We start from the raw sequence: 26,999 nt of genomic DNA on the forward strand, positions 1-26,999 counted from the left end.
TTTTTGATTATTCGCTAAACTCATCGACAACCTCTTGGCTTACGCCGGTGTTCGAAAATCCGCCGTCGTGAAATAGATTCTGCATAGTCACTTTTCGAGTCAAATCCGAAAAAAGGCTGATAGTATAATCTGCGCAATCCGCAGCGGAGGCGTTTCCTAGCGGTGACATTTTCTCAGCATAACTGATAAATCCACCAAAACCTTTCACACCTTGTCCAGCTGTTGTAGGAGTCGGGGATTGGGAAACCGTATTCACTCGTACCTTCTTTTCCTTTCCGAAGAAATATCCGAAACTACGTGCAACTGATTCCAAATAAGCTTTGTTATCTGCCATATCGTTATAATCAGGGAACGTACGTTGTGCCGCCATATAGGTAAGAGCCACAATACTACCCCATTCATTCATGGCATCTGCCTTAAAAAGTGTTTGCATCACTTTATGAAACGAAAGTGCGGATACATCCCAACCTTTGGTGGTGAAATCGTATTTCTCATCGGTGTAAGCTCGTCCTTTCCTAACATTGACCGACATTCCGATGGAGTGCAACACAAAATCCAATTTTCCGCCTAGAATCTCCATCGACTTCTCGACTAAATTTTGCAAATCTTCTTCGCTGGTAGCATCTGCTGGAATAATTTCAGAGCCCGTTTTCTTAGCCAGTTCATTTATTTGCCCCATCCGCATTGCAATGGGTGCATTGGTGAGCACAAATGTGCCTCCCTCTTCGTGAACACGTTCTGCCGTTTTCCAAGCAATGGAATTTTCATCCAATGCTCCAAAAATGATTCCCTTTTTACCTTTTAAAAGATTATATGCCATAGTGTATAGATCGTTGGTTTTGCCGACAAAGATATTTATTCTTGACGAGTTTTAGGTTTTTGATTTTAACTGTTCAAACTGCAATTAGATTACTGTAACAATTGTTTCGCATGGGCCAATGCAGATTCCGATAAAGTCTTACCTCCAAGCATTTCAGCCAATTCGCTAATTCGCTCTTCTTCATTTAATTTTTTCATTCGAGTTGTGGTACCCAGGGTGCTTTCTTCCTTAAAAACTTTAAACTGCTGTTTGCCTTTTGACGCAACTTGTGGTAAATGTGTAATCGAAAAAACCTGCATCGTAGAACTCATTTGTTGCATAATTTCTCCCATTCTATTCGAAATCTCACCGGAGACCCCGGTATCGATTTCATCGAACATCATGGTTGGCAGTTGTTCGTACTTTGCTAGGATGGATTTTATTGTGAGCATGATGCGAGAGAGCTCACCCCCAGATGCCACTTTCTTCAATTCTCCATAATCAGAACCTTTGTTAGCGGAAAACAGAAAGCTCAAATCATCATTCCCATTAAGCTTAAAAGTATTCGAGGGATTCAGTTCGATATTGAACGTTGCTGAAGGCATTCCCAAACCATGCAAACTATCTTGAAGCATTTGCTTTAGTTTTGGAATTACTGAATTTCTTGCTTTTCTGATCTTAGCGGCACAATTTTCAAGTCGGTGTTTGACTTTAGCCACCACTTCTTCCTTCTCTTCTATTTTGGATTCAATATTTGCAACAGTATCAACCTGCTGAGAAAGCTGATTTTTTATCCGAATAAGTTCTTCAACAGTTGCAACCTGATGCTTCTTCTGAAGGTCATAAAGCTGTTGAAGTCTTCCGTTTACCACATTTAATCGCTCAGGGTCCGCTTCAACTCCATCTTTCAGATTTTCCAATTCATTGGAAACGTCATCCATCTCCACCACCACGCTTTGTATGCGCTCATTCAATGCTTCATACTCCTTACCATATTCGGACAAATTCTGGAAAGTCTGCTTAAGTTCTGAGAAACGACCTAACAAACCCATTTGTTCATCGTTCAACAATTGATGACCTTTGGCGAGCAACTCCAAAATATTCTCCACATTGCTCAATTGTCCGTATTCAACCTCGAGCTCTTCCTGCATTCCTTCCTTCAGAAATGCATCTTCCAATTCTTTCAACAAAAAGCTATTGTAATCATGCTCTTTTGTAGAGTTGGATTGAAAATCCAGCAATTCTTGCAGTTCGTCGGAAGCGGTTTTAAACTGGTTTAAGTTTTCGGTATATTTTTCAAGATTTTCTACGTTGCCTGCTAAAGCGTCTACTACTTTCAATTGAAAATCGTTTTCGGTCAGTTGCAGGGTTTGATGTTGGGAGTGCACATCGATTAACTGATTTCCTAACTGCTTTAAAATATCCAGATTTACCGGGGAATCATTTACAAACGCTCTTGATTTTCCACTAGGCAAAATCTCTCTTCGCAGGATGGTAACTTCCTCATAATCCAGATCATATTGATCAAAGAAATTGTTCAGCTTATACATAGAAACTTCAAACTCAGCTTCTATAATGCACTTTTGTTCCTTGTTTTTCAGCGAAGAAAGGTCTGCACGCTTGCCCAGGACCAAAGAGAGTCCACCTAACAAAATTGATTTACCCGCCCCTGTTTCACCAGTAATGGTGGTAAAACCATCAGAGAACGTAACATTCACGTCGTCAATTAAGGCGTAATTCCGAATTGAAAGATTTGTAAGCAATGTCGAAGATTTTCCCCGTAAATATAAATCTCTTTGGAGAAATGGGCTAGTATTTTATCTCGTTCCAGGTACTGGAATAGAATGGCGCCACTTTATTAAGGGTTTCCTTGAGCTTTACCACATCGATTTTTGGTCCATCGGAGAAGATATTCCGGATTTCTTCAGATTTTGCATCAAAGAAAGTTTGAATCAAAAAGGCGTTAGGTCTTCTTTTAATGAGCGTTTCAAATAAGCGCATACTTCCAGCAATAATTTGTTTGCCGGTGCTGTTGTTATCTCCTAAAATATCCAATCCCTTTCTGTGGTAGTTGTACATGGCTATGCGATATTCCCGAAAAGAATTGCTCAATAGGTTGTCTACCAACTCAAAACGACTTCTCTCCCCTGTTTCCTGATTCCAGCCAGATGAGTTCGAACCCTGGGCTTGCGTCACAATGTTTTGTGCTTGTCGGTACATATCGTCCCCTCCTTCCAAAGAAAAGGTATCTGCATCCAGACCTAACATAATGTATACGTAATAAGAAATAACCGCCACAAGATTAGATTCAAATGCATTTTCATTGTAGGCCAAGGGTTGAAATTCTTGGTATTGAAAATTAAAGACATCATCTTTATAGTTAAAGATGGGGCTTTCATATGAAGTGTTATAAACCGGTCTTGAAGATTGGATTTGGATATTGGCCTCGAAACGGTCAGATTCGTATTGGGTGACCGTAATGAACATTCGGGCATTTACCCTTTCATTCTCACGATAGGTGCGATTGGTCCATTTATTCTTGTTCACAAAGTCATTAAGTGAACGTTCCAATGTCTTAAAAATCTGCTGGTTGGTCTGACTTACCTGGTCAGAATTTACAGTGATAGTACAATTCATTTCCTGTGCAACGATGGCATAAGAAAATGATAGAAAAAAAGCGACAATTAAAAGATTACGCATGGACTCTGGCAATGATTTCTTCCCAAATATCGGAAGCTACTTCGGGCTTCGTCTTCAAAGCAAACGTTTTTATATCCAAATTCTTATCAATAAAGGTGATTTTATTGGTACTTCCTCCAAAGCCAGCGCCATCGTCCTTTAACGAATTAAGGATTATGGCATCAAGATTTTTTCGCTTCAGTTTTCCTTTGGCATTCTCAAGTTCGTTTTCCGTCTCAAGGGCAAAACCAACCAAAAATTGATTTGTCTTTTTCTCACCCAAAGAAAATAGGATATCTGGGTTGCGCTCTAACTCAATGTGCATATCCCCTTCTTTCTTTTTAATTTTTTCAGCTGCAATATGTTTTGGACGGTAATCCGCAACCGCAGCTGCGCAAATTGCAACATCCATATCGTCATAATATTCATGACAAGCATCAAACATATCTTGTGCGGAGGTTACCCTTACCAAGTTTATAGTATTCTCCTCGGTAACACTCAAATTTGTGGGTCCAGAAACCAATACTACATGGGCTCCAAGACTTGCTGCTTGCTTTGCCAATTCAAAACCCATTGTTCCAGAGGAACGATTGCCCAAAAATCGAACTGGGTCGATTGCCTCATGGGTTGGTCCAGCAGTAATCAGGACTTTTTTCCCGCTTAGGGGAAGATTTTTGCTTAAGTCTTTAAGAAGAAAATCAACTATCGCTTCCGGTTCTGCCATACGTCCTTTACCATGAAGTCCACTGGCCAATTCACCGGATTCTGCCGGAATCATTGTATTGCCAAAAGATTCCAGTTTCTCGAAGGATATTTTGGTAGAAGGGTGCTTGTACATATCCAAGTCCATTGCCGGAGCAAAATAAACCGGGCATTTTGCGGATAAATAGGTCGCCATCAACAAATTATCACAAGTCCCATGTGCCATTTTGGAAAGTGTATTCGCGGTAGCAGGAGCAACAATCATAACATCGGCCCACAAACCAAGTTCTACATGGTTGTTCCATGATAAACTACCATCTTCCTCATTGACAAAATCCATTAGTACTGGATTTTTGGAAAGTGTGGATAATGTAAGGGGGGAAACAAAAGAGCTGGAACTTTGGGTCATTACTACTTTGACCTGAGCACCAGCTTTTATCAAAAGCCTAACAAGAAATGTGGTCTTATACGCGGCGATTCCTCCGGTAATGCCCAAAAGGATGTTTTTACCGCTAAGCATTTCTTAGGCGTCTTTCTCTGTGTTTCTATAATAGATTTTGTCTTCCAACCACTCTAACACTGCCAAAGCATGGGGTTTTGGAAGTTTTTCGTAAAACTTGGAAACTTCGATCTGCTCTTTATTCTCAAAGACCTCTTCCAAACTATCGCTGTAAGTTGCAAACTCTTCCAACTTCTCCAACAATTCCTTTTTAATCTCAGAATTGATTTGGATGGCACGTTTGGAAGCTATCGAAATGGCTTCGTAAATGTTATCTGTTTTTTCATCGAACTCATTTCTGTTATGGGTAACAGTAGAAACGGGTGCTTTGGTATTTTTCAAATCTTGCATGGACTGCGTGTTTAAACTATTTATTTGGAATTGGAATATTCTCCCAATTCCTTTTGGATTTTGCTGGACAAATTATCAGCTTTCTTTTTGAATTCTGTTTCTGGATAGTATTTCAAAAGGTTGTCGTAAGAGGCTTGTGCATCTTCCAAACGTTCTTTTCTTCTATCTTCCACACTGTTCATGGCCAAATTCGTTGTGGCCTCTATTCTGTAATACAAGGCTTCCTCTCTGTAAATGGAACCAGGATTATCGGAAATAAAATTATCCAGTGCAGTAATGGCGGAAACCAAAATAGGATAATTGAACTGCCCTAACTTGTTAAACTGTTTGGCTATTTCAAGTTGTTTTTTCTCTTTCTTAGCGGTAAGCTCTTTGGCCATTGCGTTGGCTTCATCAAAGAACTCAGATTCTGGGTATGTGTTGATAAAGGATTGTAATTTCACCAATGCCTTATCAGTATCTGTTTGGTCTAACGAGTAGGCAGGTGAAAGCTCATAGTAGCTTTTCGCTCCTAAAAAGTTCGCTTCTTGAATCTTATCACTTCGTGGATATGACTTTATAAATCGTTCAAATTGATATCCAGACAGATAATAATCTTCTGTTTTGAAATAGGTGTTTGCAAAAAAGAACATTACACGCTCTCCCTGAGGCTTGCCCACATAACGTGGTGCTATTTGTTCGTAAAGTCTTTTGGCTCTTTTAAAATCCCCTTCGTCATAATATTTTTGGGCCAAGTCATATTTCGCCTTTACATCCTCATTTTTAAGTACTTTCTGGTACTCGTTACAGGATGAAAAAACAAATGCAAATAAAAGTAGTAGGTATACAGGCCTCATTCTCAAAAATATTTTGCAAAATTAGTGATTATCAACGGATATAAAAAATCATATCCTTATCGAAAATAAGAGCAAGATTGTGCATCCGCCAAGGTTTTGGCGAACATTTAACACCTCTTAAGCATAAACCCTGTCAAAGGATTTCAAAAAATTGGCGATCCTGGTCTTCAAATTGGGTGTTGCTTCCACGAGAGGTAACCTTACAACACCTGAACAAATGCCCAAAGTTTCAAATATCGTTTTGATTCCAGCTGGATTTCCTTCTTCAAAAATTAACTGCATTAAGGGCTGAAGGGCATGATGCATTTTATAAGCTTCATCCGAGCCATTATTAATGCCAAGTTCAATCATTTTGGAAAAAGAATCGGGCAGTCCTTGCCCCAAAACCGAAATAACACCTGACCCTCCTGCCAAAACGGTTGGAAGTGCTGTAAAATCATCTCCGGAGATTACCATAAAGTCTTCAGGTTTATCCTTAAGAATTTCATCAATTTGAATCATATCACCACAGGCTTCCTTAATAGCAACAATGTTTTCAAAATCCCTAGCTAAACGAAGTGTCGTTTCTGGTAACATATTACTTCCTGTTCGAGCAGGAACATTATACATTATAATCGGTTTAGGCGTTGCTTTTGCAACTGCTCTGAAATGCTGATATATCCCTTCTTGGGTAGGTCTATTATAATAAGGCGAAACAGATAAAATTCCATCGAAATCCGACAAATCTGTTTGCGAAACTTCTTCAACAACGGCAGCGGTATTGTTTCCTCCGATTCCCAGCACCAAGGGCAACCTTCCGGAATTTGCACGAACAATAACATCAATAACAAGCTGCTTATCTGCTTTCGATAAAGTTGCCGATTCCGCTGTTGTTCCCAGCGCCACCAAATAATCGATACCTCCTTGCACACAATGTTCCACAATGAGTTCTAAGGCTTTCACATCCACAGAAAAATCTTCGTTAAAAGGTGTTACCAAAGCGACACCAGTGCCTGTAAATTGTTCCATCACAACTCTTTTAAAACTTTCAAATACTTTTTAAGTTCACTTTTAAACATCTTAAAATCGGACAGTTTGGTGTTCAGTATTAAATCATTGATTTTTGGATCTAAAGCTCCAAAACCAACCTTCAATCTTGCAGGAGTTTTTACTGACAAGAGTTTCATCATTAAATTATCCTCTTCATAATAGTTGATCAAAATGTCGTACTCCCTTCCTAAAAACTCCAACACATATCCATTTTCTATAACACCCTTCCAACCTAAATCTTTGTCGGAAAAAATTTGGATGGCATAGGGTGAATTTTTGTCGTATTCCCGCTTATATCCAATAATCTTTATGGCATTGGGCCTTAATGAATATTCATCTATAAGCTCGTAGAACACCTCTGCATTCTGGAAGTTATCCACATCCACAATGCAACCTATACTGGTAATCCCATGTTCCCTATCTACTGTTTTAGGAGGCTTTTCCATTTCCTCCTTTAAATATTTAAGACCCGATTTAACCTTAAATTTATCTTGGAACCCTTTTAAAAACATATTTTTTATGCATTTTTACAAAGGTAATTATTCCATAAGATTACTTTACAAAGATAAGCACGTGTATATTTTAAAATTAAAACAATTTGTTGCATTTGTAACTTTTTGTTTATTTCTATCCTGTCAGCAAGAGAAAGGGCAGCTTACAAAAGTTCAAGGGAAACAGCTGAAAATTGATACTAGTTTGGCCAGCGTAGATTCGATTTCGGACTATATAGCTCCATTTAAGAGTCGAATTGATCAGGTCTTGGATAGCGCTTTGGCCTATGCCCCCAAAACCATTCCGTTGGATGATGCCCCGCACAATACCTCTTTGGGGAATTTGATGGCCGACATTGTATTTGCCGAGACCAGTCCCCTTTTCAAATCAACTACAGGAAAAGATTTAGATTTTGTTGTTCTGAATAGAGGTGGCATACGTACCATCGTTTCCAAAGGCAATGTTTCAGCAAGAAATGCTTTTGAAATCATGCCTTTTGAGAATTATATTTCAGTTGTTGAATTGGATGGAGCTGCGGTCAGAGAACTTATCGACTTCTTAGTTAATGCGACCAGGGCACATCCCATTGCCGGTATGCAAATTGTTCTAAATAAAAATGGAGGTCTGGAGTCTGTGGATATCCAAGGGAGTCCATTTGATGAAACCAGAAATTACTACGTAGCCACCTCTGACTATCTGGTTCAAGGTGGACCTAGCATTGGTTTTTTTGATGAGATGGTGAATGTAACTGACACTGGTTATCTTTTGCGTAACGCCATTATAGATCATTTAAAAAAAATAGATACCGTAAAAGCTGCGGTGGATAACAGATTTATTCAATTAAAGTAAATGAAGCGTAGGGATTTTTTACGGAACACCGCGGCCACCTCAGCCCTTATTGGTTTTGGTGGATTGAGTTTTAATTCGTGCAAAGGATGGGGTTCACGACAGATTACCATTTTACATACCAATGATGTTCACAGTCATATAGACCCTTTTCCTACCTCCCATTCACAATATGCCAATTTAGGCGGTGTGGCCCGAAGAGCGAGTTTGGTTGAGCAGATTCGAAGCGAAAATCCTAATACGTTACTACTGGATGCCGGCGATATTTTTCAAGGAACCCCCTACTTCAATTTTTATGGTGGCGAATTGGAATTTAAGCTGATGAGTAAGCTCAAATACGATGCGGCTACCATTGGAAACCATGATTTTGACAACGGAATTGACGGTTTGTTGGCCCAAGTTCCCAATGCCACATTCAAATTGCTATCTGCCAATTACGATTTTTCAAACACCGTGATGAACGGTTTTGTAAAACCCTATCAAACTTACCTTTTGGACGGAATCAAAGTTGGAGTCTACGGTATTGGTATTAAACTGGATGGCTTGGTAACCAAACGACTTTACAAGGAAACAGAATATCTCAATCCTTTTGAAATTGCCTTGGACACGGAACGTCTTCTAAAAGAAGAAGAAAAATGCGATCTAATTATCTGTCTTTCCCATTTGGGATATGATTATCAAAACCCTGATCGTCCTTCTGACACGCAATTGGCACAACGAACCCATTATACAGATTTGATTATTGGTGGGCACACTCATACTTTTTTAGACAAACCAGACGTTCGAATCAATCAAAAAGGAAACTCCGTGTTAGTAAACCAAGTTGGTGCTTATGGTCTTAATTTAGGCCGCATTGATTTTTACTTTGATGAAGCAAAAAACGCTTCTGCAAATGGAGTCAGCATCTCGGTGTAACTGCACCCTGTGACTGATTCATCCCAGTTGATTCGAAAACCAGACTATACCAGGTTAGATTTTCATTTTCTTGAATGAACCTCCACATTGAATAAAATAGAAATAGGTTTGTTATTTACTTAACATTTCATGTATTTTACCATTGTTTTACAACAAAACGAAATGTACCTTTTAAGCTATAACTCAAATAAACTAAACTGTTAGGGGAATGCCGGGTAAATTACCCGGCATTTTTACGTATTGATAGCAGACTCTACCAACTCTTGCAGTTCTTCTTCAAAAGTAGATTCAGGGAATGACCTACCAGCCTGTCTGTACCAATAACCCGCATTCCAATCATCTCCTTCTTTTCTATGTAAATAGGCATGAATCCAGTTTCCCATAGTACTATTCATGTCTTGGGCAATGTTATGCGATGCATCCCAGTTGCCCTTGGCATCCCACCACAAAGATTGTAGCGCCAAGGACCAAGCAGCAGGTGGTTCCGAGGAGTTCAATGTATCTTGAAAATTATTAAAAGTTTTGGGTATCATTCCATAAATTTAAGGGCGTAGCCACGTATCAGGATTCAAATAGAACATTTTTTTCCAACCTTGGACTGCATCCGAATCTTTCAGATGTAAGTAAGGAAACGGTGTAGTTATGGCATAATGCAAATGATCTGGTTTTCCCACAGCATTCCCGGTATTGCCAACTGTTCCTAAAACAGAGCCTATTTTAACAGGTTTTAAAGGAAAAGTGTCAATAGCATCCAAATGTGCATAGTAATGAAATCGCCACTTTGGACCCAAGACCATAACGGATTTCCCACCCTTGCCCCCTTCATGCGTATAAACCACAATACCATACGTTGATGCGATTACCGGAGTTCCCTTTTCGGCAAAAATATCTATGCCTTTATGAGTGACGGAACTCCCCCAAGGGTATGCCCAAAACGAGTTTTTATCCCAACTATCGGTAGTTGCACCATCAACAGGGATAATTATTTGTTGGGGACATAAAAACCCAATCAAAATTGCAAGAAGGGGTAACCAAAACCACCTTTTAAAGTATCTGTACCGAACCAAAAAAGCAAAACTTGTCAGCAGAAAATACCAAAAACGGCGTGTGGTGTTGGTAATCATGAATCAAGTTTGGATAAAAAATCTTGCTCTGAAATTATGGGCACACCAAGTCCCTCGGCTTTTGTTTTTTTGCTAGGCCCCATATTGGCTCCGGCCACTAAAAAACTAGTTTTGGACGATATGGAAGAAGCTACTTTGCCCCCATTATCCTCAATGAGTTTCTTTAATTCGGTACGACCAATAGATTCAAATACGCCGGAAACCACAAACGTCTGCCCTTTTAAAGTATCTGATTGATTTTCCAATTGCTCCTCCGAAAGTGAAAATTGCAAACCGTACGATTTAAGTCTTCCTACGATTTCTACATTGGTTTGGTTTGCGAAAAATTGCACCACACTTTCCGCTATGCGCTCTCCGATTTCATCGACCGCGACAAGTTCTTCCTGTGATGCTTCTTGCAATGCATCAATATTCTTATATGCTTTGGCCAATTTTTTCGCCACTGTTTCACCAACATATCGAATACCAAGTCCGAAGAGTACTCTCTCGAAGGGAATAGCTTTGGAAGCTTCGACTCCTTTTACCAAGTTTTCGGCAGATTTCTCTGCCATTCGTTCCAAGGGCATCACCTGTTCTTTAGTTAAGGTATACAGGTCTGCATAGTTTGCAATCAGTCCTTCCTTGAACAATAACTCCACCGTTTCACCTCCCATTCCCTCAATATCCATAGCTTTTCTAGATATAAAATGTTGGATACGTCCAGTAATTTGGGTTGGACAACCTGTGTCATTAGGACAAAAATGTTGAGCTTCTCCTTCCTTTCGGATCAATAATGTGTCGCATTCAGGGCAGTTTTCGATATATTTTGTCGGATTTGAATCCGTTGGGCGCTTTGTAAAGTCGACTGCAATTATCTTGGGTATTATCTCACCACCTTTTTCAACAAAAACAGTGTCCCCTTCTCGAATGTCCAACTTCTCAATCTGATCGGCATTGTGCAGTGAAGCTCTTTTAACTGTCGTACCAGCCAACAAAATCGGTTCAAGATTGGCCACCGGTGTAATTGCTCCGGTACGTCCAACCTGATAGGTAATCTCATTCAAAACTGTTGACACCTGTTCCGCCTTAAATTTATAGGCCATGGCCCAACGTGGTGCTTTGGCGGTATAGCCCAGTTCCTCTTGGTAGCGAAGACTGTTCACTTTAATAACAACTCCATCTGTTTCATAAGGTAAGTCATGTCGATGTACATCCCAGTACTCCACAAATTGCATCACCTCGGAAGTTGTTTTGCAATGTTTTGCTACCGTCGGCACTTTAAATCCCCATGAACGAGCCTTGTCCAAAACTTCAAACTGGGAAGTGATGTTGAGATTCTTACCCACAATGCTATATAATAAGCATTCCAAGGGTCGTTCCGCCACCAAAGCACTATCCTGTAGTTTTAAACTTCCAGAAGCAGTGTTCCTCGGATTCATATATGCTTCTTCACCATTGGCAATCCGCTCTTGGTTCATTTTAGCAAACCCTTCCAAGGTCAGGATGATTTCTCCTCGGATATCAAATTTTGGCGGATAGTCTCCTTTCAATTGCAGAGGCACTGACTTAATGGTCTTAATATTGGTGGTTACATCATCTCCTTGGTAGCCATCACCTCGAGTAACCGCCCTGATAAGTTTTCCATCTTCATAGGTAAGACTGATGGATGCTCCATCATATTTTAATTCACAAGTGAACTCCACAGGAACATCGCCGAGAATACGCTGAATGCGCTTTTCCCAATCCTCAAGGTCTTCTTTGGAATATGAGTTATCCAAGGAATACATGCGGTGCTCATGCCGGATGGTTTCAAAATTTTTGGTCACTGCTCCCCCAACACGAAGTGTCGGTGATGTGGCATCATAGAACTCAGGGTGTTCTTCTTCCAGCTTTTGAAGTTCTTTAAGTTTTACATCAAACTCATAATCGGAGATGGTAGGTTTATCCAATACATAATAGCTATAATTATGCCTCCTTAATTCATCTCTAAGAATGGTAATTTTTTCTTTAACGGTCATCTAAGTCTGCTCTTTTGCGATCCACTTTGGAACTGCCGTAGGTTTATATGCCTCCATTTTTGCGATAAGCCTTTCTGGAGTATCATCAATCAACAGCATATCCCGATTTTCTTGTTTTAAAAATCCATTAATCACCATAGTGTCCAAAAACTGAAGCATAGCATCAAAAAAACCTTTTGTATTCAATATTCCAATTGGCTTTTGATGCAGTCCAAGTTGTCCCCAGGTTATGATTTCAAATAATTCTTCCAAAGTACCAAAACCTCCTGGAAGCGCAATAAAACCATTAGACAGTTCGTGCATTTTCAATTTTCTTTCATGCATGGTTTCCACCACAATCAGTTGGGTAATATTTGGATGAAGGATTTCCTTGCGTTTTAAAAAATCAGGAATCACACCAATTGCCTTCCCATTTTTAACCAGAACTCCGTCCGCCACTTGTCCCATTAATCCTACTTTGGCTCCACCATAAACCAAATTGATGCCATTTATCGCCAAATGTTCGCCCAATTGAAAGGCCATTTTTATCACTTCGGGATCATTCCCTGTGCTACTTCCACAAAAAACCGCAATGCTGTCCATATCAATTTAATTTACCTTTTAGCATTCTATCATTTCCGTAGAGGTCTTTTCGAAGTTCAATTTCCAAAAAATTATGTTCTTCTAAAAGCACTTTTGTTTCCTTACCTAAATATTGATTGATCTCGAAGAACAGAATACCTTTATCTTTTAAATTTTTATCTGCAAATTGAATTATTCTCCTATAAAATAGCAACGCATCATTGTTGGGAACAAATAGTGCCAAGTCTGGTTCATATTCTATGACATTTTTCTTCATTTCGTCCTTTTCCAACTCTCTTACATAGGGTGGGTTGGAAACAATAATGTCAAACCGAAGTTCTAACCCCAATTCAGGGTTAGAATCGAGAATATCTTTTTGAAGAAAGTTGACATCAGCATCATTTAAGACCGCGTTTTGGTTTGCAACCTTCAATGCTTTTTCCGATACATCTATGGCATATACCTTGGCGTTTGAAATGTTCTTGGCTAAAGCTATGGCAATACAACCACTTCCGGTCCCAACATCAAGTATGTTTAGGTCTTGACTGCGTTCGACCTCACAACAATCAACAATCCATTGCACCAATTCTTCCGTTTCTGGTCTTGGAATAAGAACATCTTCATTAACCATAAACTCCATACCCATAAAGTGTGAACTACCTAATATGTATTGTATTGGTTTCTCTTTCTTTAAAGCCGCTAATGTTTCAAATAGTGGAGTTTCTTCTTCTTTGGTCACCACTAAGTTTGGTTGCATTACCAAAATAAATCGTTCCAATTTCAAGAAATGTTCGATAGTCAGATAAAAAAAAGTGTCAACCTCTTCTGGCGGATAAATCCCGTCCAGTTCCAAGTGAAAAATGTTCTTAATTTCCTTGAGTAGCACCTATAATTTTTTAATCATCCAAACTGGACATGCATAATGACCAGTATCCCCAATTCTGGCATCTAGATACTCATAGCCTTGTTGGTTGTAGAGTTTTTGAGCAGCTTCCATATAGGGCATAGTTTCAAGATAACATTGGTCAAATCCGAATTCCTTTGCCTTACCCTCACAAATGGATATTAATTTAGCTCCGATTCCTTTTCCTCTTGCCTTAGGTGACACATACATTTTCTGAAGTTCGCATATGTTGCCCTCATAATTCTCCAGTTGCGCTATTCCTGCGCATCCCATAATCTCCCCAGCCAGCTCCGCCACATAGTAGATTGCCCTTGGAACATCATAGGCGGTATACATATCGTCCAGTGCCTTATCTGCATATGCGGAACCTACTTTGGGCACACCCATTTCTAACAAAACTTCTCGAACCAATGTCGCTACACGCTCATTGTCTTCAGGGGTTATTTCCCGAATAACAACATCATTCATAATGTATTTTATTATCCTATTTTTGCTAGGTGAAGATACATGAAAAATACATGTTGCGGTGCATTGAATTGGGCAAAAAAGGGCTTGGGCGCACCGCACCAAATCCGATGGTTGGAAGTGTTATCGTGTATCAAGAAAAAATTATTGGGGAAGGTTATACCAGCCCATATGGAGGAAATCATGCCGAGGTAAATGCCATTGATTCGGTGGAAGACAAATCACTGCTTCCAAAATCTACTTTATATGTAACTCTGGAGCCTTGTTCCCATCATGGAAAGACACCTCCCTGTGCCAATTTGATTGCCAAACATAAGATTCAACACGTTGTAATTGGACTTCAAGACCCCCATAGCAAAGTTGCCGGAAAAGGAATCCAAAAACTCGAAACTTCAGGATGCAAGGTTATTGTTGGGGTATTAGACGAATTATGTAGAAAGCATCATAGGCGATTTCTAACTTTTCATGAGAGAAAAAGACCCTATATCATTCTTAAATGGGCTGAAACTCAAGATGGATTTATTGCTCCGAATAAATCATTAAGAAAAGACAATCCGCAGCCTTTTTGGATTACAAATCCACACTCGAAACAATTGGTTCATCGGTGGAGAAGCGAGGAACAAGCCATTTTGGTGGGTACCAATACGGTTTTGGAGGACAATCCCAAACTTACTGTCCGGAATTGGCATGGGAAACACCCAATCCGCGTAGTTCTAGACCGTGAACTGAAAATACCCGAAGTATTTCATGTGTTTGACAAAAGTGTAAAAACAATAGTACTAACAGAGACATTCGAGTCATCGCTGTATCTAGAAGGTATTGATTACGAAGTAATCGATTTTACGAAACCTTTAGGTTCAGAGGTTTGCGAAGTGCTGTACAGGCATTCCATTAACAGTGTTTTGATTGAAGGTGGTTCCCAAACACTGGAAACTTTCATTCAAGAAAATCTTTGGGATGAAGCGAGGGTGTTTACAGGAGCATCTCATTTTGGAACAGGGATTAAAGCTCCTGAACTTTCAGGGAAACCCATGGAACTTATCACAATTTTATCAGACACCTTAGCAACTTATACTAATGATTAAGAACATTATTTTTGATTTTGGGGACATTTTCATCGATTTGGATAAACCGGCCACGGGCAAGGCTATGGAGAAATTCGGATTTGAACATCTTACACTAGAACTGGACATCCTTTTTAAGGAATATGAAAAGGGATCGATAAGTTCACCTCAGTTTCTTGAAAAAGTATCCCACCATTTCCCTAGAGCCAGCGAAAAAGAATTGATCGATGCTTGGAATGCCATTCTTAAAAATTTTCCGGATTCGAGGCTGGAATTTGTTGAAAATTTAGCCAAAGAAGGTGATTATCGCCTCTTTCTCCTAAGCAATACCAACGATATTCACATTGAATATGTAAAACAGGAAATGGGAGATGAAAAATTCAACCGGTTTAAAAGCGCTTTTGAAACTTTCCACCTATCCTATGAAATGGGAATGCGCAAACCCGATGCCGAAATTTTTGAGTTTGTGCTCAAAGCCGACAATCTTGTCGCTTCTGAAACCTTATTTATTGATGATACCAAAGAAAATACCGACACGGCTTCAATCTTAGGAATCAATGTATGGAACTTACAAGTTGGAAAAGAAGATATAACCCAGTTAAAGTCCCATTTATAAATGATCTATTTAGTTTTAAGTGTACTGTGTACAAGTTTCTTGTTTGTGATTTTTAAGCTTTTCGATGTATATAAGGTCCAAACATTATATGCCATTGTTGTGAATTATGTGGTGGCATGCACCGTAGGTCTTTTAATTTCGGACAATGAGTTTAATTTTGCGGAAATCACTCAAAAGTCATGGTTTTTGGGTGCCATTGCTTTGGGAATCTTTTTTATCCTAGTATTCAATTTAATGGCCAAAACAGCGCAAGTGGCCGGGGTTTCCGTCGCATCAGTAGCTACAAAAATGTCGTTGGTGATACCTGTTGTTCTAGGAGTAGTCCTCTATCAAGAAAGGCTGTCAGGCTTTCAGATTGCTGGGATATTTCTGGCGTTGGCAGCGGTCTATTTCGCTTCCATGAAAGATGATGGTATGGAAATCTCCAAAAAATCACTGATTTTACCCTTGCTCGTCTTTTTAGGCTCTGGAATTATAGACGCAAGTATTAAATACTTTGAAACCGAGCATTTGGAGCCAGAAGAGGTTTCTATTTTTTCGGCCATGCTTTTCGGGTTTGCCGCAATTTCGGGATTTTGTTTTATTGGGATAAAGGCGGTCAAAACTCCATTGAAGGTAAATTTTAAGAATGTTGTGGGTGGAATTTTATTAGGTGTTCCCAATTTTTTCTCGATTTTCCTGCTGGTAAGAGCTCTTCAACATGGAGGAATGGACAGCGCTGCCATATTCACCTTAAATAATGTGGCAATTGTAATGCTTACAACACTTTTGGGTATTGTGTTATTCAAGGAAAAAATGAGCTCCAAAAACTGGGGAGGTATAGCTCTGGCTGTGGTTAGCATTATACTTGTGGCTCTCTTCTAATGGACAAAGACCGGTACAAAACGCTTTTAAAACCATCTCCTGAAATTCTTTTTAAGGATAGGAAGAGTAAATTTTTTGGTTATGCTTTTCCAATTTCCAACGAATTGGAGGTGAAACCTATTATTGAATCTTTGCGAAAAGAGCATCATACCGCCAACCATGTCTGCTATGCATGGCAATTGGGCACAAAACAACCGAAGTACAGGGCCAACGATGATGGGGAACCCAACAATTCTGCTGGAATGCCTATCTATGGACAAATTCAGTCTTTTGAGGTCACCAATGTACTTGTTGCGGTTACCCGAATCTTTGGAGGCACGAAACTCGGAGTAGGTGGTTTGATCCAAGCCTATCGAACCGCAGCACAAATGGCCCTTGAAAGTGCTTCTATTATTGAAAAAACAATAGAAGTTCAATTTGAGTTGAGTTTTGATTACCCACAAATGGACAGGGTAATGAGAGCCATCAAACAAAAAGGCATAAATCTGGTTTCCCAAAAAATGGAGTTACGATGCGAGTTGATTATTTCGGTCCGTGAAAGTGAAGCAGAACAAACAGCTCAAGTTTTTGATGAAACGCAACATGTCAACATCAAAAGGCTAGGATAAAACCCAAGGTTTTAAGTTCGAAAGCGGAATAAGTATGGTTTTTGTAAAAAATCAGTTGAAGTCTATTTTTTCCAAAATATGGTCGGGACATTTTATCGGTCTATTCGTTTCCTTGTCCATGAATGCCAAAACGGTCTTTGCAATGGCCAACAGCTCATTTGATTCATTATATATTTTATAATCAAATTCAATCTTAACTAACGGGGGTTTTTTAATTGTGGTCTCTACTGTAAGTAGGTCGTCGAACAATGCGGATTTTTTATAATCAATTTGTAAGGAAATTACAGGGAGTATGATTCCATTTTCTTCCATCTCTCTATAAGAGGTTCCAATGCTTCTTAACCACTCTATCCTTCCCATTTCTAAATATTGTGCGTAGTTGCCATGGTGCACCACACCCATCTGGTCAGTTTCAGCATATCTAACACGAAAAGAAAAGGAATTTTGGTTCATATAGTTGTCGAAAAATTATATATTTATTGTCTTGGTTATTCTTAAAGAAACATGCGAAAAAAAAACAGAATATTCAACCCTAAAATCATTTTTTTTTTCAAAGATTTGTTCACATATTTGTCGCTGTCAAAAAGCATCTGATTCCCCTCAGATGTTTGAACCAAAAGCTTAAAGCTAACCAACAAAACTAAGGAAAGACTTTTATGAGTGTTACTGCAAATTCCGTATGGAACAACTGTTTGGCTTTTATCCAGGATAATATCCAACCGCAGGCATTCAAAACTTGGTTTGAACCTATCAAGCCTATCAAGTTAACAGACAATGCACTAAGCATTCAAGTTCCCAGTAAGTTTTTTTACGAATGGCTAGAAGAGCATTATGTGAAACTTCTAAAAGTTGCCTTGACCAAAGAGTTGGGCAACAACGCCAAGCTTATCTACATCATTAAGATGGAAAACAAGTATGGTAACAAGGAACCGTTTACAGAACAGATTCCTAGTGCCAACCGAACAGCAGTTGGTCCACAAGAATTGGATGTTCCAATTACATCTAAAAGTCCAGAGCTTAAAAACCCGTTTGTAATTCCGGGTATCCGAAATATAAAGATTGAATCCCAGTTGAATCCAAACTATAATTTTGAGAACTTCTTAGAAGGTGACTCAAACAGATTGGCACGTTCAGCAGGTATGGCAGTAGCCAATAAACCAGGAGGGACTTCCTTCAATCCATTGTTGGTTTTCGGAGGCGTTGGATTGGGAAAAACACATTTGGCTCACGCAATTGGTGTAGAAATCAAGGATAAGTATCCTGAGAAGACTGTACTTTATATTTCTGCGGAGAAATTCACCCAACAATACATTGAATCTGTAAAAAAGAATACTAGAAACGATTTTATCCACTTTTACCAACTTATCGACGTGCTCATTATTGATGATGTGCAATTCTTATCTGGTAAATCCGGAACACAGGACGTATTCTTCCACATCTTTAATCACTTGCATCAAAACGGAAAACAGGTAATCCTGACTTCGGACAAAGCCCCTGTTGATATGCAAGATATTGAGCAACGTTTATTGTCCAGGTTTAAATGGGGATTATCAGCTGAACTGCAAAGTCCAGATTACGAGACAAGGGTTTCCATTTTAAAGAACAAATTGTACCGCGACGGGGTGGAGATGCCAGAGGACATTATTGACCATGTGGCAAAGAACATTAAAACCAATATTCGAGAATTGGAAGGGGCCATAATCTCTTTGATTGCACAGTCTTCTTTCAACAAACGCGAGGTTACCTTGGAGTTGGCTCAGCAGGTGGTCGAAAAATTTGTCAAGAATACCAAGAGGGAAGTTTCTATTGATTACATCCAAAAAGTGGTCTCCGATTATTTTGAAATGGATGTGGCCACCCTTCAATCCAAAACAAGAAAAAGACACATAGTTCAGGCCCGTCAGCTCGCTATGTTCTTCGCTAAAAAATTCACGAAGGCATCTTTGGCAAGCATAGGTTCCCAGATTGGAAAACGAGACCATGCAACCGTATTGCACGCCTGTAAAACCGTGGACAACCTAGCAGAAACCGATAAGCAGTTCAGAAAGTATATTGAAGACCTGAACAAGAAATTCTCCTAATTTTATTTCATGAAAACCAAAGTTTTGATGGTCTGCCTTGGAAACATATGCAGGTCTCCTTTGGCGGAAGGTATTTTAAAATCCAAAGTTGACCCCAGTCAAGTTTTTGTCGATTCAGCAGGAACCGCGGGCTACCATGTTGGCAATCCTCCTGATGAGAGGTCGATAGCCGTGGCCAACAAGTATGGGATTGATATCAGCACTCAAAAATGCAGGAAGTTCTCCAAAACGGATTTTCGCGATTTTGATTATATATATGCGATGGACAAAAGCAATTTCTCCAATATCATTAAGCTTGCCAACGGTAAAGTAGATGAAAGAAAGGTGAAACTATTGTTGGATGAAGTGGATTTGGGATTGAGCGAAGTCCCCGATCCTTACTACGGAGGTGAAGATGGATTTGAAAAAGTCTATCAAATGGTCGACCTTGCATGTCAGGTCGTTGCAAAAAGATTGAATTGAATGGAAGAGGTTAAACCAAGTCTTGTTTCTGGAAAAGTTTATTTGATACCTACAGCGTTGGGCGATAATGCCCCTCTGGAAGTGCTGCCCATCTCCATTAAAAGAGCAATTGAAAACATTGACCACTATATTGTGGAAAATGAGAAAACTGCCAGAAGGTTTATCAAAAGAATAAGCCCTAGCAAGGCTCAACCAAGCCTTCATATTGAAACCTTGAACAAATTTACCGACCCAGCAATTATTCCTACTTATTTGGACCCCTGCATATCAGGGCATAATATTGGAATTCTTTCTGAAGCGGGTTGCCCAGGAATTGCCGACCCAGGTGCATCAGTAGTTAAAGTAGCCCACGAAAAAAGGATTCAGGTTGTTCCCTTGATTGGTCCTTCTTCCATTTTAATGGCCATGATGTCCAGTGGAATGAACGGGCAAAATTTTGCTTTCAATGGGTATTTGCCCATTGACACTTCGGAAAGAAAAGCAATGATCAAAAACCTGGAACGACTTTCTAAAGAAAAAGGTCAGTCCCAGATATTTATGGAAACTCCGTACCGAAACGATAAGTTATTGAAAGAGCTTACGAAAACGCTGCATAAAAGCACTCGTCTTTGTATAGCAAGCGATATTACCTTGCCAACTGAATTTATTCAGACTAAAAGTGTGCATGAGTGGAATGAAATTACGCTTGACCTGAACAAGCGACCTACTATTTTTATCATCCAGGCATAAAAAAAGCCCAGAATGAATTCTGGGCCTCTATCCAAATCGAAAATACTTATTTATTAAACTTTAGCGTTTCTTTTTTGTTGAATGCTTGAAATATCAAATCCAGCAAACTTGCCCATGTAGTATGATATGCTACTTCCATAGGCATCAGCCACATCATTCTTTCCATAAGAACGCAGATATTTCTTTACATTCCCGGCCCCTGCTAAATGTGCAGCAGCCAAAATACCGGATTCTGTAATTACGACACCTCTAATCTTTTTTCCATTAAAACGCTTGATGTCACGTCGCAATATCCACTTGTTTCGTGCAATATTGGTCTCGAACGTTCTTTCCTGAAGTTTGGGGTTGTTCAAAAAAGAGTTGGCATCATATACGCCCATAAGATTTAGAGTACCCAATCCAAATTGGTATTTTCCTAGGTAACCAAATGTGTTGACCACATTGTACCTTCCTTGCGATTCTTTAAACGCAAGAGCTTCTTTAAAACCATTGTACGCATTTCCTAAGTAGGGAGGATTGACCAAGGTACTTTCTGTAACTTCCGCATATGGAAGCACAAAAGCCTCATCATTGGTCGCAGCTTTTAACGAGTCAGGGATTTGGTAATCCACATGCTTCGCTGCGGTGTATGAACCGAAGCTGGTTAAAATCACAATCATGGCAAGATGCAAAACAAAACTTATCCATCTTTTCATAACTCAAATTTTTAATGTCTCATTGCCGAATTACAATGAAATCAAATTTGGCCGGCAAATATAGGGGGAGACATTAGATTAACAAGTTCAAAGCTCCTAAGATTTTCTTAAATACGGTTCGAATTACGTTAAATCGCTGAAAATTAACGCTAAAAGGTATTATCTATATACTTTCTTAGCATTGAGCCATTTGACGTATTGCACCTTATTTCGGTTATGTTGCGCAAGTGTCTTGGCAAAAATGTGGTATCCAAAGTTGGAAACATCAGCTACAAAAAAGAGATAATCGTGCTTTTCCGGGTTTAAAACTGCTTCAATAGACGAAATATCGGGCATGGTTATAGGACCGGGGGGCACTCCTGGATATTTATAGGTATTATAATGAGATTCCATTTCCAAATCCCTATACAATACACGTTTAATTATGGTATCATAGTTACCTGTTTCTTTTTTAATGGCGTAAATTACCGTTGGGTCAGCTTGAAGGGGAATTCGTTGTCTTACTCTATTAAGATATACACCAGCTACTCTTGGCCTTTCATCTGCTTTAGCCGTTTCCTTTTGGACAACGGCGGCCAAAGACATGACTTCGGTTGGAGAAAGGTTTAGTTTTTCTGCTTTTTCCAGCCTGCTTTCATTCCAATACTTTTTATACTCCTTTAGCATTCTATCTCGAAATTCCTCGGCATTTGTATCCCAGAAAAATTCATAGGTATTAGGGAGATACATACATAATTTGGTATCCGTATCAAATCCGGAAGCTTCTAGAAATGAAGTGTCATTGAAAGCAGTTAACAAGGCAAGACTGTCGGCCTCAATCTGAAGGGAAATTCTTCCTGCCAAAGTTTCCAAGCGTTCTTGATTATTGAAAGACACTTTTATCGGAATGTTTCCGATGCGAAGTGTATTTATGATATCATTGTTGCTCATGCCCTTTTTAATGGCATACTTCCCACCTTTTATATTATTGGAATATCCTTTACGATCTGCTACAGATTCAAAGGATGAAATATCCTTAAGCAAGGGTTCAAGGCTTTGCTTTACATCTGCAATTGAAGCGCCGGAATTAATATACACGTAGGCTTCATTGTTATTGAACTGGGTGTTGGGGCTAAAAATGGCAGAATAGATTTGATAGACCACAAATCCACATATTAAAAGACCTAAAATGGCTACCGCCCAAAGCATTTTCTTAAGATACACTTGAATTAATTTTTTGAAGCAATATTTCGTTCTTGAAACCATTGCTAGTTCTTATCCATTCTTTTTTGAGTCCAATTTTTTCAAAACCCAATTTTTCAAATAAATGGATACTGTTTTCGTTTTCTTCCAGGATATTGGCATACAGTTGGTGCAAATCTAGAATTGTAAAAGCATAATTACACAATAAAGAAAGAGCTTCAGCTCCCCTACCTTTGTTTCTATCCTCTGGTTTTACAATGACAATTCCCATTCCTGCTCTTTTATTTTTAGGGTCAAAATCAAATAGGTCGATAAGGCCTATACAAACATGGTTCATATCACAAATGCACAAGCGTAGTTGTTTTACCTCGTAAATATCACGGTGCGCATTCTCCAGATAAAGTCTGAGTACTTTTTTAGAATAGGGTTTTAGCGTTCCACTTATTTCCCAAATAGAGGTGTCATTTTCAAGCTGATAAAGAAACTCGAGGTCCTTTGGTTCTAGGGCCCTTAAATAAACATGCTTTCCTTTTAAGTCTACCATGTTACCTCTCCTTTATATACTTGCTTGGCGGGGCCTTTTAAAAAAACATTGGTGTACAAACCATTTTCTTGCTCAAAACTGACCGATAAATTTCCTCCCGGCATATTAATTTTCACCTTATCAGAAGCGGTCTTTCCCATTTTATGCATGGCGATAGCTACTGCGGTTACACCCGTGCCACAGGATAGGGTCTCATTCTCAACACCGCGCTCATACGTTCGAGCATTAAAGGAACCATTATCACCTTGCGATACAAAATTGATGTTACTTCCTGACTTTCCGTACATACCGTAGCGAAGCTTGGCACCAACCGTCTTAACATCCATCTCCTCCAAATTATCCACCAACTGCACATGATGTGGTGAACCGGTATCCAAAAAGGTATAGGTAGGTTTTTCCTTTATCTCTGCAACATTCCCCATTTTCAACTTTACCTCATCCCCTTCAATAGTAGCGTTATGGAGTCCATCGATTGCGGTAAAAGTGGTTTCCCTGTCTATCATGCCCAGATAATGCGCAAAGGCAACAGCACATCTTCCTCCGTTACCGCAAAGACTTTGGCTTGCGTCGGAATTATAGTAGATCATATTAAAATCTGAATTTTCATCATTTTCTATAAGAATCAAACCGTCCGCTCCTATGCCAAATCTTCGATCACATAGTTTTATAATCAATTTGGTATCGCTTTTGGGAAATACAAGTTGGCGGTTGTCTATCACAACAAAATCATTGCCCGTTCCTTGATATTTGAAAAATTCTAGTACCATAATTGCTTACAAAGGAACAAATATAGGGTATTCTTTAAGGAAAATTTTGTAGTTAAAAACGAGTTAAACCGACCAAGTAAAAGACGAATACATTTAATTTTGTTTAATCAGAATGTTAAATTATTATTGAAATATGAAGAAAATAGCCAGTTTGTTCCTCGTATCCCTTTTCGCGGGAGCAATAACATTAGGAGCCTATAAATTATTTTTTGAAAAAGACACATACACTTTAGTGGACAATGCCCACGAAACCCCATTTTTAAGAACCAGTACCGCGCCCACTTCTGCACTGGGTGCCGGAATCAATGAAGTGGACTTTACCATTGCAGCAGAGAAAACCGTAAACGCGGTGGTCCATGTTAAAAATTTGAGCATCAGCAAAGGCAGCAATAATCTTGCTGATTTCTTTTATGGTTTTGAACGCAAACAAACCCCGCAAATCGGAACCGGTTCTGGAGTGATCATTTCACCCGATGGGTTTATCGTAACCAACAATCACGTGATTGCCAATGCCAGTCAACTAGAAGTATCCCTGAACAACAAAAAAACATACAAAGCAGAGGTCATTGGAGCTGACGCGGAATCGGACATTGCACTTTTAAAAATTGAAGTAGATAGGCCTCTACCCTATTTGGCCTTTGGTGATTCAGATAACTCAAGAGTTGGGGAATGGGTGCTCGCAGTTGGAAACCCTTTTAGTCTTACTTCTACGGTAACAGCAGGAATTATCAGTGCGAAGGCACGGTCGTTGACCCTAGGCCAGCAATCGTTTATTCAAACAGACGCAGCGGTAAACCCAGGCAATAGCGGCGGTGCATTGGTCAACACCAATGGTGACCTCATTGGGATAAATACTGCAATTACCTCTCAAACTGGGTCTTATGTAGGATATTCTTTTGCAGTACCCAGTAATATTGCCAAAAAAGTTGTTGAAGACATTATGGAGTTTGGCAATGTGCAAAGAGGGTTACTTGGAATTAGAGGCGGTGATTTAAATCCGCAAAGCGCTACCGAGCTTGGACTAAATGAGATTGAAGGTGTCTATATTTCCCAAATTACAGAAGATTCTGGAGCTGAAGCGGCCGGCTTGAAGGAAGGTGATGTGATTAAGCAAGTGGACGACATTAGTGTTCGTAAATTTTCTGAATTAACAGGTTATTTACGTTCCAAACGACCTGGGGATGTCATTGATGTTACTGTGGAACGAGACGGAAATAGGTTAACAAGAAAGGTGACTTTGAAAAAAGACCAGACCACAATTCTTCCGGCTACCGGGTTTACTGTCAAAAACTTATCAGAAAAAGACAAAAGAACCTATGGTACAAAAAAAGGTGTAAAAATTGTTGATGTACCTCAAGGATATGAAAGATATGGACTTGAAAACAAAATCATAATTGCGGTAGGCGATAATGAAATAGATGATATCGACGACGCCAAGGAGCATTTTGGGGAAATTTCAAAATACGGTAGAACCAGTTTCACCATGATTAATGAAAAGGGAGAAAAAGAACGACTAATTCTCCAATAGTACATTAGAAAAATAAGTTTAAAAAGGGCGTCTGATAAAGGACGCCTTTTTTATTTAAAATTTCCTTTACGAAAACGTTTGAAATATATAATTTTGCCGAAAATTTAAAAGACAACTTCAACCAAAATCCATGAGTGACATTAAGTCTTACGAAAAGGAACTTGCATTCCAAGCAGACAGAAGAAAAGCTACCACAGAGTTTATTAAAATTATTAGTGACCTATGGTACGATAAGGCCATAGAAGTTGTGCTTTTTAAAAATCAAATAATTGACAAAAATGTCAGTGACATTATCAATTTACATGAATATGCAGGTGAATTTGTACAAAAACCGATCTCCATATTCGATTCTGTTGAGATTCTAAGGGCAATAAACGATATTAACCTTCCTCCCGCCAAACTTGATATTGGTAAGTTGACCTATGAGTATCATTCAGATGATAATAACCATTTAAATGTGAAGGCATTTGTGGTAGAAAAATTGAAAGATGCAAGCTCCTCCAAAGAGATAAAACCAAAAGATGTTGTTCTTTATGGATTTGGTAGAATTGGGAGATTGGTAGCCCGCGAGTTAATGGCCAAAACCGGAAGAGGAAGTCAACTAAGGTTAAGAGCTATTGTTGTAAGAGGTGAAGTTAATGAGGAGATTCTAGAAAAAAGGGCTGCTTTGCTAAAAACAGATTCTGTCCATGGTCAGTTTCTAGGTACTGTGGATATCGACGTAAAAAACAACGCCCTATTGGTAAACGGCACCACGGTAAGATTCATTACTGCGGACAAACCAGAATCTATTGACTATACCCAATATGGTATATACAATGCATTGATAATTGACAATACAGGTGCATTTAGAGATAAAACCGCTCTAGAAAGACATCTAGAAGCTAAAGGAGCTAGTAAAGTATTGCTGACAGCCCCCGGTAAGGAAGTTCCAAATATTGTACACGGTGTAAATCACACCGAGTTTGACCCAGATAAGACAAAAATCTACTCGGCCGCTTCTTGTACTACAAATGCCATTACACCCATTTTAAAGGTAATCGAAGATTCTCTGGGAATAAAAAAGGGGCATTTGGAAACTATACACGCCTATACCAATGACCAAAATCTTGTGGATAACATGCACAAAAAATACCGTCGCGGTCGTGCGGCGGCTCTCAACATGGTTATCACTGAAACTGGTGCTGGTGCCGCAGTAGCCAAAGCTCTTCCTTCACTCAAGGGCAAACTGACCTCAAATGCGATTCGGGTTCCCGTACCTAATGGTTCTTTAGTTATTTTGAACCTTGAAGTAAAGAACAAGACCTCAAAGGATAGTATCAATACCATACTTAAAAAGTATGCATTGGAAGGCGACTTGGTTGAACAAATAAAATATTCCTTGAGTAATGAATTGGTTTCCTCTGATATTGTTGGAGCTTCTGCTCCTTCTATTTATGACAGTAAAGCCACTTTAGTTTCTGCAGATGGAAAAAGTATAGTGCTATATATATGGTATGATAATGAATATGGATATTCACATCAAGTCATCAGACTGGCCAAGTATATTGCCAAGGTTAGAAGGTATACCTATTATTAGCATCAAATTTACGGTTGTAACTGCTGAGTATTCATGAATTTCTTTTGATTTTTAGTTTATTGGCGTAATTTCGCCCTACCC

General features: G+C 39.2%; 30 protein-coding genes. 11 read left to right on the forward strand and 19 right to left on the reverse strand.

Translation table 11 applies throughout. From position 1 onward, the window contains the following. Positions 1 to 7: 7 nt before the first annotated feature. The 8 genes from ACOKFG_RS13115 to ACOKFG_RS13150 all read right to left on the reverse strand — a co-directional run bounded on the left by ACOKFG_RS13115 (position 8) and on the right by ACOKFG_RS13150 (position 7,407). Entirely contained in the window at positions 8 to 820 is an 813-nt protein-coding gene (locus ACOKFG_RS13115; RefSeq protein WP_422861417.1) for an enoyl-ACP reductase FabI, read from the reverse strand. Positions 821 to 909: 89 nt separating this feature from the next. After that, a complete protein-coding gene (gene recN, locus ACOKFG_RS13120; protein ID WP_422861418.1) occupies positions 910 to 2,562 on the reverse strand; it encodes a DNA repair protein RecN in 1,653 nt (550 codons plus the stop codon). A 46-nt stretch (positions 2,563 to 2,608) separates the two neighbouring features. Continuing rightward, positions 2,609 to 3,499, reverse strand: a complete 891-nt coding sequence (locus ACOKFG_RS13125) for a DUF4835 family protein (RefSeq protein ID WP_299173841.1) — start codon at positions 3,497 to 3,499, stop codon at positions 2,609 to 2,611. Next, positions 3,492 to 4,700 carry a bifunctional phosphopantothenoylcysteine decarboxylase/phosphopantothenate--cysteine ligase CoaBC gene (gene coaBC, locus ACOKFG_RS13130; RefSeq protein ID WP_422861419.1) on the reverse strand — a complete coding sequence of 403 codons (1,209 nt, stop codon included), beginning with the start codon at positions 4,698 to 4,700 and terminating at the stop codon, positions 3,492 to 3,494. The genes ACOKFG_RS13125 and coaBC overlap by 8 nt, the downstream gene beginning before the upstream one ends. Positions 4,701 to 4,703: 3 nt before the next feature. Continuing rightward, complete coding sequence (locus ACOKFG_RS13135; RefSeq protein WP_116183203.1) at positions 4,704 to 5,030, reverse strand: DNA-directed RNA polymerase subunit omega; 327 nt, start codon at positions 5,028 to 5,030, stop codon at positions 4,704 to 4,706. A gap of 20 nt (positions 5,031 to 5,050) precedes the next feature. After that, complete coding sequence (locus ACOKFG_RS13140) at positions 5,051 to 5,866, reverse strand: outer membrane protein assembly factor BamD (RefSeq protein ID WP_299173846.1); 816 nt, start codon at positions 5,864 to 5,866, stop codon at positions 5,051 to 5,053. A gap of 117 nt (positions 5,867 to 5,983) precedes the next feature. Continuing rightward, entirely contained in the window at positions 5,984 to 6,874 is an 891-nt protein-coding gene (gene dapA / locus ACOKFG_RS13145; protein WP_422861420.1) for a 4-hydroxy-tetrahydrodipicolinate synthase, read from the reverse strand. Next, entirely contained in the window at positions 6,874 to 7,407 is a 534-nt protein-coding gene (locus ACOKFG_RS13150; protein WP_422861421.1) for a DUF6913 domain-containing protein, read from the reverse strand. Before ACOKFG_RS13150 ends, dapA begins: the two co-directional genes overlap by 1 nt. Positions 7,408 to 7,414: 7 nt before the next feature. Here ACOKFG_RS13150 and ACOKFG_RS13155 point away from each other — a divergent pair, with 7 nt between their 5' ends. After that, positions 7,415 to 8,236 carry a 5'-nucleotidase C-terminal domain-containing protein gene (locus tag ACOKFG_RS13155; protein WP_299173853.1) on the forward strand — a complete coding sequence of 274 codons (822 nt, stop codon included), beginning with the start codon at positions 7,415 to 7,417 and terminating at the stop codon, positions 8,234 to 8,236. Next, positions 8,237 to 9,148 carry a metallophosphatase gene (locus tag ACOKFG_RS13160; protein ID WP_422861422.1) on the forward strand — a complete coding sequence of 304 codons (912 nt, stop codon included), beginning with the start codon at positions 8,237 to 8,239 and terminating at the stop codon, positions 9,146 to 9,148. It abuts the gene before it with no gap. 233 nt (positions 9,149 to 9,381) lie between these two features. Here ACOKFG_RS13160 and ACOKFG_RS13165 read toward each other — a convergent pair whose 3' ends face one another. The 6 genes from ACOKFG_RS13165 to ACOKFG_RS13190 are packed head-to-tail and all read right to left on the reverse strand — an operon-like array spanning position 9,382 to position 14,202. Then, positions 9,382 to 9,681: a hypothetical protein gene (locus ACOKFG_RS13165; protein WP_298790285.1), complete on the reverse strand. Its 300-nt coding sequence runs from the start codon at positions 9,679 to 9,681 to the stop codon at positions 9,382 to 9,384. A 9-nt stretch (positions 9,682 to 9,690) separates the two neighbouring features. Continuing rightward, positions 9,691 to 10,272: a M23 family metallopeptidase gene (locus ACOKFG_RS13170; RefSeq protein WP_298790287.1), complete on the reverse strand. Its 582-nt coding sequence runs from the start codon at positions 10,270 to 10,272 to the stop codon at positions 9,691 to 9,693. Further along, entirely contained in the window at positions 10,269 to 12,269 is a 2,001-nt protein-coding gene (gene ligA / locus ACOKFG_RS13175) for an NAD-dependent DNA ligase LigA (protein ID WP_299485713.1), read from the reverse strand. Before ligA ends, ACOKFG_RS13170 begins: the two co-directional genes overlap by 4 nt. Beyond that, positions 12,270 to 12,851 (reverse strand): TIGR00730 family Rossman fold protein, encoded by a 582-nt coding sequence (locus ACOKFG_RS13180; protein WP_422861423.1) that lies wholly within the window; start codon positions 12,849 to 12,851, stop codon positions 12,270 to 12,272. Position 12,852: 1 nt separating this feature from the next. Then, a complete protein-coding gene (prmC, locus tag ACOKFG_RS13185) occupies positions 12,853 to 13,716 on the reverse strand; it encodes a peptide chain release factor N(5)-glutamine methyltransferase (RefSeq protein ID WP_298790292.1) in 864 nt (287 codons plus the stop codon). Continuing rightward, positions 13,717 to 14,202, reverse strand: a complete 486-nt coding sequence (locus ACOKFG_RS13190) for a GNAT family N-acetyltransferase (protein ID WP_298790294.1) — start codon at positions 14,200 to 14,202, stop codon at positions 13,717 to 13,719. Positions 14,203 to 14,231: 29 nt separating this feature from the next. On the opposite strand from ACOKFG_RS13190, the gene ribD reads away from it, so the two are divergent. The 4 genes from ribD to ACOKFG_RS13210 are packed head-to-tail and all read left to right on the forward strand — an operon-like array spanning position 14,232 to position 17,351. Then, on the forward strand, positions 14,232 to 15,284 hold the full coding sequence (gene ribD, locus ACOKFG_RS13195; protein WP_298790296.1) for a bifunctional diaminohydroxyphosphoribosylaminopyrimidine deaminase/5-amino-6-(5-phosphoribosylamino)uracil reductase RibD: 1,053 nt from the start codon (positions 14,232 to 14,234) through the stop codon (positions 15,282 to 15,284). After that, entirely contained in the window at positions 15,277 to 15,879 is a 603-nt protein-coding gene (locus ACOKFG_RS13200) for an HAD family hydrolase (protein WP_298790298.1), read from the forward strand. The genes ribD and ACOKFG_RS13200 overlap by 8 nt, the downstream gene beginning before the upstream one ends. Continuing rightward, positions 15,880 to 16,743, forward strand: a complete 864-nt coding sequence (locus ACOKFG_RS13205) for an EamA family transporter (protein ID WP_298790300.1) — start codon at positions 15,880 to 15,882, stop codon at positions 16,741 to 16,743. It abuts the gene before it with no gap. Continuing rightward, the gene (locus ACOKFG_RS13210; RefSeq protein ID WP_422861424.1) at positions 16,743 to 17,351 is read left to right on the forward strand and encodes an IMPACT family protein; all 609 of its coding nucleotides are present in this window, start codon (positions 16,743 to 16,745) and stop codon (positions 17,349 to 17,351) included. Before ACOKFG_RS13205 ends, ACOKFG_RS13210 begins: the two co-directional genes overlap by 1 nt. Before the next feature lie 51 nt (positions 17,352 to 17,402). Here ACOKFG_RS13210 and ACOKFG_RS13215 read toward each other — a convergent pair whose 3' ends face one another. Continuing rightward, the gene (locus ACOKFG_RS13215; protein ID WP_422861425.1) at positions 17,403 to 17,804 is read right to left on the reverse strand and encodes an acyl-CoA thioesterase; all 402 of its coding nucleotides are present in this window, start codon (positions 17,802 to 17,804) and stop codon (positions 17,403 to 17,405) included. A 203-nt stretch (positions 17,805 to 18,007) separates the two neighbouring features. Here ACOKFG_RS13215 and dnaA point away from each other — a divergent pair, with 203 nt between their 5' ends. Genes dnaA through ACOKFG_RS13230 form a run of 3 tightly spaced genes read left to right on the forward strand, consistent with a single transcriptional unit; the run spans position 18,008 to position 20,623 of the window. Further along, the gene (gene dnaA, locus ACOKFG_RS13220; protein ID WP_298790306.1) at positions 18,008 to 19,432 is read left to right on the forward strand and encodes a chromosomal replication initiator protein DnaA; all 1,425 of its coding nucleotides are present in this window, start codon (positions 18,008 to 18,010) and stop codon (positions 19,430 to 19,432) included. 9 nt (positions 19,433 to 19,441) lie between these two features. Next, positions 19,442 to 19,894, forward strand: coding sequence for a low molecular weight protein-tyrosine-phosphatase (locus ACOKFG_RS13225; RefSeq protein ID WP_422861426.1), 453 nt, complete (start codon positions 19,442 to 19,444; stop codon positions 19,892 to 19,894). Next, entirely contained in the window at positions 19,895 to 20,623 is a 729-nt protein-coding gene (locus ACOKFG_RS13230; RefSeq protein WP_299173891.1) for an SAM-dependent methyltransferase, read from the forward strand. 53 nt (positions 20,624 to 20,676) lie between these two features. Here the strand turns inward: ACOKFG_RS13230 and ACOKFG_RS13235 are convergent, their stop codons facing one another. From ACOKFG_RS13235 to dapF, 4 genes are all read right to left on the reverse strand, one after another. Continuing rightward, on the reverse strand, positions 20,677 to 21,318 hold the full coding sequence (locus ACOKFG_RS13235; protein ID WP_299173894.1) for a hypothetical protein: 642 nt from the start codon (positions 21,316 to 21,318) through the stop codon (positions 20,677 to 20,679). 159 nt (positions 21,319 to 21,477) lie between these two features. Then, on the reverse strand, positions 21,478 to 22,521 hold the full coding sequence (gene mltG / locus ACOKFG_RS13240) for an endolytic transglycosylase MltG (protein ID WP_422861427.1): 1,044 nt from the start codon (positions 22,519 to 22,521) through the stop codon (positions 21,478 to 21,480). Next, the gene (locus tag ACOKFG_RS13245; protein WP_298790316.1) at positions 22,511 to 23,044 is read right to left on the reverse strand and encodes a GNAT family N-acetyltransferase; all 534 of its coding nucleotides are present in this window, start codon (positions 23,042 to 23,044) and stop codon (positions 22,511 to 22,513) included. Before ACOKFG_RS13245 ends, mltG begins: the two co-directional genes overlap by 11 nt. Beyond that, positions 23,038 to 23,811: a diaminopimelate epimerase gene (gene dapF, locus ACOKFG_RS13250; protein WP_422861428.1), complete on the reverse strand. Its 774-nt coding sequence runs from the start codon at positions 23,809 to 23,811 to the stop codon at positions 23,038 to 23,040. The genes ACOKFG_RS13245 and dapF overlap by 7 nt, the downstream gene beginning before the upstream one ends. A gap of 133 nt (positions 23,812 to 23,944) precedes the next feature. Here dapF and ACOKFG_RS13255 point away from each other — a divergent pair, with 133 nt between their 5' ends. Together ACOKFG_RS13255 and ACOKFG_RS13260 are read left to right on the forward strand one after the other, a co-directional pair. Continuing rightward, complete coding sequence (locus ACOKFG_RS13255) at positions 23,945 to 25,339, forward strand: trypsin-like peptidase domain-containing protein (protein ID WP_422861429.1); 1,395 nt, start codon at positions 23,945 to 23,947, stop codon at positions 25,337 to 25,339. Positions 25,340 to 25,469: 130 nt separating this feature from the next. Next, positions 25,470 to 26,918 (forward strand): glyceraldehyde-3-phosphate dehydrogenase, encoded by a 1,449-nt coding sequence (locus ACOKFG_RS13260; protein ID WP_298790322.1) that lies wholly within the window; start codon positions 25,470 to 25,472, stop codon positions 26,916 to 26,918. Positions 26,919 to 26,999 lie beyond the last annotated feature (81 nt).

The organism is Flagellimonas rhodophyticola, assembly GCF_049332665.1.
Classification (GTDB): domain Bacteria; phylum Bacteroidota; class Bacteroidia; order Flavobacteriales; family Flavobacteriaceae; genus Flagellimonas.